Annotated in this window: 10 protein-coding genes; 2 read left to right on the top strand and 8 right to left on the bottom strand. The window is 48.2% G+C overall.

The window, feature by feature from the left end; translation table 11 throughout:
* Positions 1 to 12: 12 nt before the first annotated feature.
* Both gltB and DESDE_RS03980 read right to left on the bottom strand, forming a co-directional pair.
* Entirely contained in the window at positions 13 to 4665 is a 4653-nt protein-coding gene (gene gltB, locus DESDE_RS03985; protein ID WP_014792755.1) for a glutamate synthase large subunit, read from the bottom strand.
* A gap of 202 nt (positions 4666 to 4867) precedes the next feature.
* Complete coding sequence (locus DESDE_RS03980) at positions 4868 to 5422, bottom strand: helix-turn-helix domain-containing protein (RefSeq protein WP_014792754.1); 555 nt, start codon at positions 5420 to 5422, stop codon at positions 4868 to 4870.
* A gap of 170 nt (positions 5423 to 5592) precedes the next feature.
* On the opposite strand from DESDE_RS03980, the gene DESDE_RS03975 reads away from it, so the two are divergent.
* A complete protein-coding gene (locus tag DESDE_RS03975) occupies positions 5593 to 6300 on the top strand; it encodes an AzlC family ABC transporter permease (RefSeq protein ID WP_014792753.1) in 708 nt (235 codons plus the stop codon).
* Positions 6297 to 6599: an AzlD domain-containing protein gene (locus DESDE_RS03970; RefSeq protein ID WP_014792752.1), complete on the top strand. Its 303-nt coding sequence runs from the start codon at positions 6297 to 6299 to the stop codon at positions 6597 to 6599. The genes DESDE_RS03975 and DESDE_RS03970 overlap by 4 nt, the downstream gene beginning before the upstream one ends.
* Positions 6600 to 6613: 14 nt before the next feature.
* Here the strand turns inward: DESDE_RS03970 and DESDE_RS03965 are convergent, their stop codons facing one another.
* The 6 genes from DESDE_RS03965 to DESDE_RS03940 form a co-directional block, all read right to left on the bottom strand.
* Positions 6614 to 7717: a mechanosensitive ion channel family protein gene (locus DESDE_RS03965; RefSeq protein ID WP_014792751.1), complete on the bottom strand. Its 1104-nt coding sequence runs from the start codon at positions 7715 to 7717 to the stop codon at positions 6614 to 6616.
* 268 nt (positions 7718 to 7985) lie between these two features.
* Entirely contained in the window at positions 7986 to 9725 is a 1740-nt protein-coding gene (gene xsc, locus DESDE_RS03960) for a sulfoacetaldehyde acetyltransferase (RefSeq protein ID WP_014792750.1), read from the bottom strand.
* A gap of 46 nt (positions 9726 to 9771) precedes the next feature.
* Complete coding sequence (locus DESDE_RS03955; RefSeq protein WP_014792749.1) at positions 9772 to 10092, bottom strand: SCP2 sterol-binding domain-containing protein; 321 nt, start codon at positions 10090 to 10092, stop codon at positions 9772 to 9774.
* Positions 10093 to 10139: 47 nt separating this feature from the next.
* Positions 10140 to 11786, bottom strand: coding sequence for a thiamine pyrophosphate-binding protein (locus tag DESDE_RS03950; RefSeq protein ID WP_014792748.1), 1647 nt, complete (start codon positions 11784 to 11786; stop codon positions 10140 to 10142).
* A gap of 36 nt (positions 11787 to 11822) precedes the next feature.
* The gene (locus DESDE_RS03945) at positions 11823 to 13193 is read right to left on the bottom strand and encodes an aldehyde dehydrogenase (RefSeq protein WP_014792747.1); all 1371 of its coding nucleotides are present in this window, start codon (positions 13191 to 13193) and stop codon (positions 11823 to 11825) included.
* A gap of 63 nt (positions 13194 to 13256) precedes the next feature.
* Entirely contained in the window at positions 13257 to 14513 is a 1257-nt protein-coding gene (locus DESDE_RS03940; protein WP_014792746.1) for an MFS transporter, read from the bottom strand.
* Position 14514: the final 1 nt, after the last annotated feature.

Below are 14514 nucleotides of genomic sequence, written 5' to 3'. Positions count from 1 at the left end.
GTTTGTCCCCCCTTACTTAGCCGCTTCCGACGTTTTGAAATGCTCGGCAAAGGCTGCCATCAGCGCTTCATCCCCTGAGTATCCGTCTTGGAAAGCCTTATCGATATTGGCCAGCATCCGCTTGTAGTCCTTGGGAATCACTTTGGTAAACCGGGTTGCATAGCGTTCCCAATCCGCGAGAATTTTTCCTCCCTGGGGACTATGGGTATACTCCACATGCTTGCGGATCATTTCCTTGACTTCATTAAGTTCGGCTTCGGATTGGATGTTTTCCAAAAGCACCATGGATTGATTGCAATAATTCTCATCAAAATCCAGGATATAAGCTACCCCGCCGGACATTCCCGCTGCAAAGTTCCGTCCTGTCTTACCCAGGATGACCACTTTGCCGCCGGTCATATATTCACAGCCATGATCCCCTACACCTTCTACTACTGCATGAACGCCACTGTTTCTGACGCAGAAGCGTTCCCCCGCAATCCCATTGATATAGGCTTCCCCTGAGGTTGCTCCATAGAAGGCTACATTGCCGATCAGAATATTCTCTTCAGGAACAAAATCCGCAGTCCTGGGTGGGTAAACGGCGATTTTACCGCCGGAAAGTCCTTTGCCCAGATAATCGTTGGAGTCCCCTTCCAGCTCTAGAGTCAGTCCCTTTGGGACAAAGGCCCCGAAGCTTTGACCGGCTGAGCCCACAAAGGTCAGTTTAATGGTATCTTCAGGCAATCCTTGTTCCCCATAGCGTTTGGAGATTTCACTGCCGATGATGGTCCCCACGACACGATCCACATTGTTGATTTTCAATTTGGCACGGATCGGCTTTTGGTTTTCTAAAGCAGGCTGACAAACCCGCAGGAGCTTTTTCATATCCAGGGATTTTTCCAGCAGGTGTTTTTGGGTTTGGGTGTTATAGCGGCTTACATCAGAACCGGCATAAGGCTGATAGAGAATCTGGGAAAGATCCAGCTGGGATGCTTTCCAGTGCTTAATCGTCTCTTTGCTTTTCAGGCGGTCGGTACGGCCAACCATTTCATTGATGGTTCGGAAGCCCAGCTTGGCCATGATTTCCCGCATTTCCTGGGCGATAAAGCGCATGAAGTTTTCTACATGCTCAGGCTTGCCTGTGAAGTTCTTTCTTAGTTCCTCATCCTGGGTAGCGATGCCCACAGGACAGGTATTCAGGTTGCAGACCCGCATCATGACACAGCCCAAAGCGATCAGAGGAGTGGTGGCAAAGCCGAATTCTTCAGCCCCCAGCATGGCGGCGATGACCACATCACGTCCTGACAAAAGCTTGCCGTCTGTTTCCACCACCACCCGATCTCTCAGTTTATTGAGGACCAGAGTCTGATGAGTTTCGGCTAAGCCCAGCTCCCAGGGCAGTCCCGCATTGCGGATACTGGTTCGGGGCGAGGCTCCTGTCCCTCCGTCATAACCGCTGATCAGAATCACATCGGCCTTTCCTTTGGCTACTCCGGCGGCAATGGTGCCGACTCCTACTTCAGATACCAATTTGACGTTAATACGGGCATCCCGGTTGGCATTCTTCAGGTCATGGATCAGCTCCGCCAAATCTTCGATGGAGTAAATATCATGATGAGGAGGGGGAGAAATCAGGTCCACACCTGGTGTGGAGTGCCGGGTCTTAGCCACCCAGGGATAAACCTTACGTCCCGGCAGCTGTCCCCCTTCGCCGGGCTTGGCTCCCTGAGCCATCTTGATCTGAATCTCCTGGGCATTGACCAGATAATGACTGGTGACACCGAAGCGTCCGGAAGCCACCTGCTTAATGGCACTGTTTTTGCTGTCCCCATTCCCCAAGGCATCCTTACCCTCTCCTCCACAATGAGACAACACCTTGAACCGCTCCGGGTCTTCCCCGCCTTCACCGGTATTGCTCTTGCCCCCCAGCCGGTTCATGGCAATAGCCAAAGCTTCATGAGCTTCCTTGCTGATGGAGCCATAGGACATAGCCCCGGTTTTAAAGCGCTTGACGATGGAATCCACGGACTCCACTTCTTCGATGGGGATGGTATCTCCGGCATTATAGTTGAAGTCCAAAAGATGTCTTAAGGTATAGACTTCTTCTTCATTGATCTTTTTGGTGTACTCTTTAAAGAGGGCATAATTGCCTTCCCGGCAGGCCCTTTGGATCAGATAGATGGTCTCCGGATTATAAAGATGCTTTTCTCCATCTTCCTTACATTGGAAGTAACCGCCTACCTCCAGACTGTCTGCATAAAGGGAGTTCTCATCGTAGGCGCTTTCATGGCGCATTTGGTTCTCCAGGGCAATCTCTTCCAGACCGATCCCTTCCAGACGGGAGGGAGTCATGGTGAAATATTTGTCGATCAAGTCCTTCCGCAACCCCACCGCTTCAAAGATTTGGGCCCCATGGTAGCTGTGCATGGTGGAGATCCCCATCTTGGTGAGAACTTTAAGCATTCCCTTCACCGAAGCTTTAATGAAGTTCTTGATCCCTTCCTGGGCGGTCAGTCCATCAAGGAGGCCCTTAGCCGCCAGATCTTCAACGGTCTCATAGGCCAGATAAGGATTAACCGCAGTGACTCCATAACCCACTAAAGTACAGAAGTGATGAACTTCCCGGGGTTCTGCGGATTCCAGCACAATACCCAGGTTCGTGCGGATTTCTTTGCGGATCAGGTGGTGGTGAAGGCCTGAAGAAGCCAGGAGAGCCGGAATGGCCGCCTGCTCCTTATCCACTCCCCGGTCGGAGAGAATGATGATATTGGCTCCTTCAGCAATCACCTTATCCGCTTCTTTGAAGAGCCGCTCCAAAGCCCGCTCCATAGCCTTCGAGCCGCCCCCTACAGGATAAAGCATGGATAAGGTCACGGCTTTAAACTGTCCATGCTGCAAATGTTTAATCGTGTTAAGCTGTTCATTGGTCAGAATGGGATGCTCCAGGAAAAGGGATGCCGTATTCTCCTGGTCGGGGTCCAGCAGGTTTCCGGAATTACCCAGGAGCATCGTGCAGGACGTGACGATTTCTTCCCGGATGCCATCGATAGGAGGGTTCGTTACCTGGGCAAAAAGCTGTTTGAAATACAAATAAAGCATCTGCGGTTTTTCCGACAAGACCGCTAACGGAGAGTCCATACCCATGGCTCCCACAGGATCACCACCCTCTAACGCCATAGGTTGGATGGTTTTCGTAATATCTTCAAAAGTATAGCCGAAGGCTTTTTGCTGCTGAATCAGCTGCCCCTGATCTCTGCTTTCTTTCGGTTCCTCAACTATCCCAACTGACTCAGCTCTCCGCTCCATCCGGGCTGCCTCAGGTAAACTGCTGAGCTTCACGATGTGCTTCTCAATCCACTCACCGTAGGGATTTTTCCGGGCTACGCCGGCTTTCAGCTCCTCGTCGGAGATGATCTTTTGGGCCTGAGTGTCAATGAGCAGCATTTTTCCGGGCTCCAAACGGCCTTTGTATTGAACATTCTCCGGCTTGATATCGATAACTCCCACTTCGGAAGCCAGAATGACCTTATCATCCTTGGTGACATAATAGCGGGAAGGGCGCAGCCCATTGCGGTCCAGTACCCCGCCGATCACCACTCCATCGGTAAAGCCCATAGCGGCGGGACCGTCCCAGGGTTCCATTAAAAAACTGTTGTAAGCATAAAAATCCCTTTTCTCCTTAGGCATGAAGTCGTTGTTTTCCCAAGGTTCAGGAATCATCATCATCACCGCATGGGGAAGATATCTTCCGGTCAGGTGCAGGAACTCCAAGCTGTTGTCGAACATAGCGGAATCACTGCCGGATTCATCCACAATGGGATAGACTTTGCCTATATCCTCAAATAAAGGAGATTCGATGCCTTTCTGCCGGGCTCTCATCCAGTTCACATTCCCCCGGATGGTATTGATCTCCCCATTATGGACGATATAGCGGTTCGGGTGAGCTCTTTCCCAGCTGGGAAAAGTGTTGGTGCTGAAGCGGGAATGAACCATCGCCAAGGCCGAGACGAAATCCAAATCGGATAGATCCAGATAAAAATGACGCAGCTGCTCCGCCGTCAGCATCCCCTTGTAGACGATGGTCTTGGCGGACAGACTGGCCACATAGAAGGTACCGCCCTTATCCTCACACATAGGCAGAATGATTTTTTCCGCTCTTTTGCGAATGGCATAGAGCTTTCTTTCAAAGTCCATGATATCCGTAAGCAGGGGGTCCTTCTCGATGAACACTTGAATAAAGCGGGGCATCACTGCTTGAGCACTTTCTCCGATGGTACTTTTATCGATGGGGACTTCTCTCCACCCGAGAATCTTCTGACCTTCCTCCCCTACAATCCTTGCGAAGGTCTCCATCTGGGTTTCTCTAAAGTCAGCATAACGATGTGCAAAAATCATTCCTACCCCGTAATTTCCCTTTTCCGGCAGTGCGAATCCCAGCACCTCACATTCCCGCTGAAAAAAAGCATGGGGAATCTGGACCAGAATCCCTGCGCCGTCCCCTGTGTTTTCATCCGCTCCGCTGGCCCCCCTATGATTTAGATTCTCCAGTACCGTTAGAGCTTCATCTATAATCTCATGGGACGTTTCACCTTTGATGCTGACCACAAATCCCATACCGCAGGCATCATGTTCTAATGCCGGGTCGTAAAGACCCTGTTTTTGCGGCAGACCGTAATTTTGCATAGTTCTCCTCCTTCTTGTTCTATACTGCTTTGAAAATAACCCACAAACAAAAAGGCGCTCCAAAAAGACTCGTACTTATCAGGTACTTGTCCTTTTGAGCGCCTTTGCTCCATTTCTCGATTAAGTTTAACTTAGCATAATAAGGCTTAGCATTTCAACAGTTTTCGCTAATGTATACAATATTTAAGGTTTAAGCCCTTTACTATATCGAATAATAAATGACCATACTCGCCCTGGTTAATTGTTCCAATCTATTGGAATAAGTATGGGGCCTATCCGCCATGAATTTAATGGAGTCTCCTGCCTTTATACTATACTCTTCATCATCCACCTGAATGGTTAGAACACCCTCATAGACCGTAATAAATTCCTGAGTCTTTTCTCCATGAGAATTTGAAGAAAAGGAACAGCCCTTTTCAAGTTCTATCGTATAGATTTCCACTCTTCGTCCATCTTCTGAGGGAAAGATTGAATAGACCTTATATCTACCGTCGTCCTCAACCTGCGGTTCCATATCCTCTCTTGGGACAAGGAAGGTCTCCGGCTGGGGAATATTGATGATTGATGTATAAGGTATTTTCAAGCCCGATGCGATCTTCCAGATGGTTTTGATGGTCGGGCTGGATTCACCCGCCTCAATTTGTCTTAACATCCCTTTACTGACACCCGTCATATCCGCTACCTTGTCCAGGCTTAATTTCATCTCATCCCTGATTTGTTTTAAGTTATTGGCAACAATCTGATTCAAATCCTTCAAAAAGGTCTTCCCCCTTGTATCTTATCCTCCGGCAGGATATACTATATCCATTCGTATGTTATATTATACTTATTTGTCCAATATAACATACGATATTTAAAGTCTATGCTTTTTCATTATACCACTGCACTTAAGAATAGATAGACCGCACAGAGCCGGAGGGAGAAAACATGAACAGAGAACATCAGATTGCAGACAGTATCAAAGAAGGACTCATCGCTGCTCTTCCCCTTGTCTTTGGTTTTTTTCCTGTGGCTATGGCCTTCGGGCTTCTTGCCAAAAATGTTGGGATTTCGTTACAGGACACCAGTTTGTTTTCCGTGATGGTTTTTGCCGGAGCCAGTCAATTTATGGCATTGGATATGATCAAAGACGGCATTTCAGCAGGAAGCATCATCCTTGCCACATTTCTTCTGAATTTACGGCATTTTATCATGAGCGCTTCTTTGTCGGTCAGACTGCAGGGAATTAAAAAACATTGGCTTTTTGTCATTGCTTTCGGCATTACCGACGAAGCCTTTTCCTTGATCTCTTTAAGAAACAGAACCTTGAACGTCCCATTTTTGCTCACCCTGCAAATTATCCCCTATTTTTCCTGGGTCATAGGTACGATTGCAGGGTATCTTGTGGGTACCATGCTGCCGGAGACTGTTCAACTTAGCCTGGGGGTAGGACTTTACGCTATGTTTATGGCCTTATTGGCGCCTGAAATAAAAAAGTCCTTTTCTGTTTTGTTTTTAGCGGTGATGTCCGGGATCTTTTACCTGGCTGCCTCACACTTCAATCTCCTGCCCCCATCCTGGTCTTTCATTGCCGCTGTGATCCTGGTGGCCGGAATGGGTTCTTTCATTATTAAAGATGAGGAGGTTTCCCCATGAAAAGCTATCTCCTTTTAATTACCGGGATGATGGTTGTAACCTATTTGCCCAGATTGCTTCCCCTGCTTATCATGACGGGAAGACCTCTGCCCCCTGTCTTGAAGAGATTCCTGCGCTATATACCCTATACGGCTTTAAGTGCCTTGATTATCCGGGGAATCATGCAGTCTGGACCAGATATGAGATTAGCAACCGTTGTCGGTATCCTTGCCGCCGGTATCTGCTCCTGGCTGAGAGGCAGTTTAGTCTTATCCGTGCTGATTTCCATCATTGCAGCATTTATCGTTCTACAAGTATAGAAGCTCCGCAGAATTTATAGCACCTCTTTCGGCACCTCACTCTTGGCCCCTTCAATATAGACGCTCCGCGAAGGAAGGGCTACCACTATCCCCAGCTCTTCAAGCAGGGTCATAATCTTAAAGTTTACATCCTCCTGAACCTCAAGGAACTTTTTCCAATTGGTGCTGTTGGTAAAGAAATAAACGAATATGTTAAGGGAATTATCCCCAAACCGCTCAAAATAGACCAGGATGGTTTCGGGATGGACTTCCGGATGATTCTCAAGGATGGTTCGTAAGGATTGGATACATTGTTGAAGTTGTTCAGCCGTCGTTTGGTAACTTACTTTGAGTTGAAAATTAACTCTCCTCTTCCCCATCCTTGACCAATTGGTAATGGGTTCATTGCTCATCACTGAATTGGGGATGGTTACCACCGCTTGCGCAAAGGTTCTCACCTTAGTGCTTCTAAAACCAATCTCTTCGATCGTTCCTTCCACACTGGGGGTCTGAACCCAGTCTCCAATGTTGAAAGGGCGATCCAGCATAATGGTCACACTGCCGAATAAGTTTTTAGCTGTATCCTGAGCTGCGAGAGCAAAAGCCAGGCCGCCAAGTCCTAAACCTGTCAAAACACCGGTAATTTCCTTAAACCAGACTTGAGCTATGGTGATAGCCCCTAAAACGATAATCAATGCTTTAGCCCCTTTGCTCAAAAAGGAAACCAGCATATCGTCAAATTTATCCGCTGTGAGCAAGGCCCGTTTTTCAAACAAAGCTGTAAAAACATCCGTCGCCCGATAAGCCGCCCAAAATAAAGTATATAAAACCAAAGAGCGAATGACCTTGTTGATAAATAAACTGACCTCCGGGGGCAGGAGCAGCATCTGTGTCGCGATCTGTAAGCCTATGATAATAAAGGCTAGCTGTACCGGCTTATCCAGCACTTCCACGATATTATCATCGACGGCACTCTTCGTCTTTTGGGTCAATTTCTGTAGTAAGACAATGATCACTTTAGAAAATATCTTTTTCAGCAAAAAAGCCAAGACCAGAATTAATATAGCTCCGCCAATTCTCTTTAGGCTGGCGCTATAAATTATAGATTCCCATTGATTTTGCAGATCCAGTAGACCCATGTCTTACCTCCACTTAGTTCTTCATAATATTCTTAGAAAGCAGCAACAAACTACACTTAAAAAATTATACCATACTTCAAGGTCCCTCCCTGGCATGCTCTTCATATTATCTGCAGTTTTCTTCATTTTCTTTCCAGTCCCTGCCTGTGCCGACTGTTATTATAGGGGCAACACTCAAAATCAACCAAAATAAAAACCCAGATACATCCTGGGATAAGATGTATCCGGGTTTTCTTGTTTCTTCACAATAGGCTAAAGATGTGTTTTCTTACTGCCAGTTTCTTACGTCTAAGTGCTGATACTTAGGCAGTAAGCGGGTGGGCATTTTTAAAGCATCTTTCCTGAAAGGTGGGGCCAGTTGGGTTCCGTCACAAACGATTTCCAGCACGGTGGGTTTTCGGGAGGCCAAGGCTTTTTCCAGAGCGGGCCCGACTTCCTCCGGGTTTGTAACGCGAATACCCTGAGCTCCCATAGCGATGGCTACCGGGGTAAAGCTTTCCGGATTGAGAATATCTGCACCGATGAAACGGTTATTGTAGAAGTCGATTTGATTTTTCTTCTCTGCACACCAAGCCATGTTCCGGAAGACAATGGCGACCACGGGGAGATTGTGTTCTACAGCGGTACTCACTTCATGGAGGCTCATTCCCCACGCTCCATCCCCGACGATGGCGACCACGGGAGCATCAGGAGCAGCCATTTGGGCACCTAATGCTGCTGGATAAGCAAATCCCGTATTACCAAAGGTCAGAGCCGCAATATGCATTCCTTCACCTTTAAATCTCAGGTAGCTATTGGCTGTAGAAGAGACATTACCAATATCCGTGGACACAATAGCATTCTCAGGCAGTACCTTTTGGATTTCTAACAGAGCACGGCGGGGGTTGATGGGATCGCCATCCACCATAGCCAGGTCGACGATTTCCTTATCCCAAGCTTCTTGCCGGCTCTTGATAATCCTTAAGTACTCCTCACTCACTTGGGGGTTAGGGAATTTAGCTTCTAAACCCTTAAGGATTTCTTTGGCTGCTTCTTTAGCATCGGCAATCAATCCGACTTCAACAGAGTGAGTCCTGCCGATATGGCGGGGATTGATATCTACTTGAACAATCTTCGCACTGTCCGGGAAATAGTTGATGTCATACTGAGGTGTGGTGCCAAAGACAGAAAGCCGGGTTCCCAAGGCAAGGATCACATCCGCCTCGGCCACTGTATTCATGGCTGCTTTTGATCCCATATAGCCGATAGGACCTAACCACAGAGAGTGATCGGATGGGAAAGCATCGTTATGCAGATAAGTACAGGCTACGGGAGCAGTAAGAATCTCGGCGATTTTTGCAACAATATCCTTGGCTTTTGTATCGACAACCCCGCGACCGGAGATGATTACGGGGCGTTTGGCGGAAGCCAGCAGCTCAACCGCCTTAGCGATGGAGCTTAAATCACCGCATCCCCGTTGGGAAACCCGGTATTGATGAGGTTCAAGAATCTGCTCGTCGATCTCGCCATAGAAATAATCCCGGGGAATATCATAAAGAACAGGTCCCCGTTCGGCATAGGCAATGCGGAAAGCAGTCCGTAAGCAATCCGCCGCCCGGGAAGGATGGGGTACGCGAATGGTCTCTTTGGTAATCGCCTTGAAAATCTGAACGGTGTCCGCTTCCTGGAAGCCATCCCAGCCTACTGTAGGGGTCCCGGCTGAAGGACAGATCACTACCATGGGGGTGTGGGCCATATTGGCTGCCGCCACAGAGGTGACCATGTTGGTAATGCCCGGGCCATTTTGACCGATAAGTACGCCGGCACGGCCGGTTACACGGGTATAGGCATCTTCCATATGACCCGCGGATTGTTCGTGGCGGACAGGGATGAATTGAATCCCGGCCGTGGGGAAGAGATCCAGGAGGTCCATAAAAGCGGATCCTACAATACCCGTTACATGATCCACTCGTTCAGCCAGCAAGGTTTCGCAGATGGCTTCACTGGGTGTCATACGCATTTTCGCCATAGTTCTTTCCTCCAAATCTACTCCAGCATGTTTAATGCACTATTGTCTAATAGTATTGCTTTACTACTTCCAAAAGCTTTAAAGCCCTATCTACACGATCCACTTTGACTTTTCCAGTCATAAGGGCTACTGTGGTGTTCAATTGATTCTTGAGTAATTTTGAATAATCCTCATCGGAAATGGTCATGGTCAGCTCCGGTATATGCGGACAATCTTCATAGACGGTAATCCGGCTGTCTTGGATCACCATTTGGATGGGGCCGCTTTCTTTTAGATTAACTTGGAAAACGAGATCCTTCTCTTCCATATGACCGGGGTCGGCATTCATCTTTTCGCAAAATGCATAGATTTCTTCTTTGATACTCAATGCTTTGTCCCTCCAATTTATAATAGTGCTTACTTGTCTCCTTGGTTCTATCTGCTGGGAGGGCCAAATTGGGGGTCGGTGATGACGTTGACACAAGACATCTTGCCGGAGGCTAGTGCGCGGTCGATAGCATGACCGACTTCTGCGGGATCGGTGACAAATTCACCATAGCCGCCTAAACCTTCCACCACCTTTTCGTAGTGGACTTGCTCCATCAAATCCACACCGACGAATCTGGCTTTGCCACTGGCTTTTTTGGCTTCAGAGCGTTTGATCATTCCCCAGAGGCCATCGTTAAGGATGATTGTAGTGATGCCCAGTCCATAACGTTTTAAAGTATCGAATTCTGCCGAGCCATAACCAAAGGCTCCATCGCCGGTGACCATGATGACTTTCTTCTCAGGATGAGCCAGTTTAGCGGCGATGGCGTAACCCATGCCCACACCTAAAGGACCGAAACTTGTGCTGGCAATGGAGAGCATTTGTCCTGGACCATAGGCCGGAAGAACTAAGGTTGCCCAAGTAGCTGTATCTCCTCCATCTATGACTACGATGGTCTCTTCATCCACCCGTTGAGCAATTTGGTTCATCAGGTGAACAGGATGAATCGGTGTATGGGCGGGGTCACACATTTGGCCAAAAAGACCGGCAAATTGTTGTTTTACAGCATTAAGGAATCCGGCCCATTGGGGGTGACTTCCTTGATCCACTCCCTCGTTAAGCTGCCTCAGAACTTCCCTGGCATCGCCGTGGATACCGACTGTGATGTCCAGCTGATTGGTAAGCTCAGCAGCGTCGATATCGATGCGGATAATTTTCAGATCTTTACGGAAAATTCCCCGTCCTAAGGTAAAGCCAGGCCTTGTGCCGATAACGATGGCCAGATCCGCCTCGGCCATAAGAGCTTGGAGTATTGGGTGATCATAACCGGGACTAATGAATAAAGGATGTTTATCCGTAATGCATCCTCTGGCTGCATTGCGGGTTGCGAAGGGGATGCCGGTTTTCTCTACGAACTCATGGAGCTCGTGGTGAGCCTGGGAGAACCATACTCCGGAACCGGCAATAATAACCGGCTTGTGAGCTTGTTTAATCAGGTCCAGGGCGGCCTGAATGCTGGCAGGATCCCCTTGAGGCTTGCTCCCAACACAATATTTTTCTTGGAATTCCACAGCGAAGGGTTCCACTTCTAATTCCATAAGATCCCTGGGGATTTCGATATAGACCGGTCCAGGTCTGCCGGTGGTTGCATGAGCAATGGCCCTCCCCACATATTCAGGGATCCGTTTTGGCTCAGTAACGGCACGGGAATGCTTGGTCATTTGGCTGAGAATAGCCATTTGGTTAAAATCCTGCAGTTCGTTGCGGTCATTCTCCGTAACCCGGGCTTTGCCGCCGAGTGCAAAGACCGGAAATCCTCCCACATAGGAATTGGCCAAGCCGGTAAGTAAATTAGTAACCCCTGGGCCGGCTGTCCCTGTGCATACTCCCAGTTTACCGGTGGTTAGGGCCCAACCTTCTGCCGCAAAAGCAGCAGTCATTTCATGGCGAACACCGATGAATTGAATGCCCAGTTCCTCACAGCGCTCCATAGTCGGATAGATGTGCCCTCCTGGGATACCAAAGAGATATTGAGCACCTTCCTTTTTTAAGACCTCGGCAACAAGAGCTCCTGCTCTGCATTTATCTTCCATTAGTGAAACCTCCTTTTATTCTGGTTGAGTCAATCCTCACTTCATAATCTTTTTAAGTAAATAAAACTTTCCTTTATAGGGCGGGTAACGGACGGGGATATCGGACTTAAGGGATTGCTTGATTATGCTTTTCCGGTGGGAGAAGGTATTGAAGCTGGCTTTGCCATGATACCCGCCCATACCGCTTTCCCCGACTCCCCCGAAGGGTAAGTGGGAGGAGGCCACGTGGATCACCGTATCATTGATGCACCCGCCCCCAAAGGAAATCCGGCGGATGAGCTCCTCTTCCTTCTCCTTGCTCTGGGTAAAGTAATAGCAGGCTAAGGGTTTGGGTCTATTGTTGACCAGGCGGATCACCTCGTCTAAGGATTCAAATTCCAGAATAGGCAGAAGCGGCCCAAATATCTCTTCCTGCATGACTGGTTCTTCCCATTGCACCCGGTCCAGAAGGGTAGGTGCTATGAGCCGCTTCTCCTTGTGGGATGTACCGCCGCAACGTATTCTCCCCGAGGATAAATAGCCCAGCAATCGTTCAAAATGCTTGTCGTTGATAATCTTAGGTAAATCGGGATTTTCCAGCGGATTCTCTCCATAGAAGTCGCCGATCACCTGGCACATCCTGCTGATCAGATTTTCCTTAACCTGCCGATGAACGAGCAGATAATCGGGAGCGACACAGGTCTGACCGGCATTTAAGAACTTACCCCAAATAATGCGCTTGGCTGCCAGCTCCAAATTGGCATCTTGATCCACAATGCAGGGACTCTTCCCCCCTAGCTCCAGGGTAATGGGGGTGAGGTGTTCCGCCGCGGCATGCATCACCTTTTTCCCCACTTCAACGCTTCCCGTAAAGAAGATATAGTCAAACTTCTCTTCAAGAAGGGCATGATTGACTTCTCTTCCCCCTTCAATCACAGCAATGTAATCTTCAGAGAAATTTTCCCTTAAGATCATGCTCAGTATGGCCGAGGTATGAGCAGAATAAGCCGAAGGTTTCAGCACTGCACAGTTTCCGGCGGCTAGGGCGCCGATAAGGGGAATCAGAGAAAGCATAAAAGGATAGTTCCAGGGTGACATGATTAAAGTGACTCCATAAGGTTCGGGATAGATATAACTTTTCGCCGGGAAACTGGTTAAGGGCGTTCTTACTTTCTGGGGCTGAGCCCAGTCCTTCAAATGCTTTAAGATATAGCAGATTTCCTCTAGGACCAACCCCACCTCCGTTCCATAGCTTTCGAAGTGTGCCTTGTTCAGATCTTCTTTTAAGGCATTGAGGATTTCCTCTTCATGAGCTTGGATACCGGATTTTAAGCGTCGAAGTTGATCCATTCGGAAGGACAGCTCTAAAGTTTGACTGGTGTTAAAAAAATCTCTTTGACTCTTGACAATTTCTTTGATCGTTCTCATGGCTGTTCAGTTTTCACTTCCTTCCGTTTTCTTAACCTAACCCTTACCGCGCTACTTTAATTGCTACTTGGAAATAACCTTAGGGTTCGGGGGGACCAGAGTATCGTTCTTTTTACCGGTTTCCGGTAGAAATATCAGGATTAAGATGAGGGAAAGCAGTGGCAAGGCGACGGCGACAGCTGCAGCATTTCCCAAACCAAGCCAGAGGGCCATAGTGGTCACTGCGGTAGGAACGATAATCTGTCCCAAACGACCGACGATATTGTTGGACCAAGCCATGGCATTGGCGCGGATTTCCGTGGGGAAAAGTTCATTGGTTAACGTGGAGCCTACAATCAAGAAAGAATTAACAAATCCCGCGGAAATGATGCTGCACACCAGTACCGGATAGAAACTCTTTAAGGTAAAGGTTAATACACTAAAGACACAACCTACGACAATGATGATGGCAGCAGCACGCTTGCGCCCGATGACGTCCATCATTTTTCCATTCATGGCAATGACGAAGATTCCGGTAAGGGTTTGGAGAACAAGACCTAAGCTCACCATATTGGGAGTCCAGCTTAATTCGTTAACAACCCTCAGGGAGAAGAAATTTAGAGTTCCTTTCACTCCGAAATAGAGGAATACCCATACCAGGCACATGACCACCATATACTTGGCAAAGGGATTTCGCCAAGGGCCGAAAAGGTCTTCTTTCTGAAGCCGTTTGCCTTGTTTCTTCTCTTCTTGCACTTGCAGGAAGGCCTCTGTTTCTGGCAGGCGGTTTCTCATGAGAAAAACGGGGATCATCGGTAGAGAACCCACTACATAAAGGGCTCTCCAGCTTAAGCCGACACTGGTGAAGACGGGGAGCAGAATACCAATCAGCAAAGCCCCGAATACTGCGGTCAACTGGAATCTTCCTACGGCTTTGCCTCGATGCTCTGTGGAGAACTCCTCACAGAGGATGACATACCCTACGGACCAACACCCGATTAAAAAGATCCGGGCTACGAATTGAAAGAAGATAAACACTTGGATAGTCGGAGAAAAGGCTGTAAAAAAGCTGCAAAGGGAGTACATATACACACAGGATAAAAAGATTTTGCGGCGGCCGATGGTGTCCGCCATCCGCGAAACGAAGAAGGCCACCATGGTACCAAAGGCAATAATGGACAGTGCATAACCTGACATCTGGGTACTTAGAGCAAAATCCGCTTTAATATAGGGTAAAGCAATATTGATCAGTGCATCATCAAAGCCTTCGAAAAAGGCCCCCAATATAAGGATGGGCCACATGGCCTTTTGACGCGGGGTCAATACAAATTTTCTGCTCATC

The organism is Desulfitobacterium dehalogenans ATCC 51507 (assembly GCF_000243155.2).
Taxonomy (GTDB): domain Bacteria; phylum Bacillota; class Desulfitobacteriia; order Desulfitobacteriales; family Desulfitobacteriaceae; genus Desulfitobacterium; species Desulfitobacterium dehalogenans.
The sequence above is the reverse complement of the archived record's forward strand: the minus strand, read 5'-3'. Positions and strand labels throughout refer to the sequence as shown.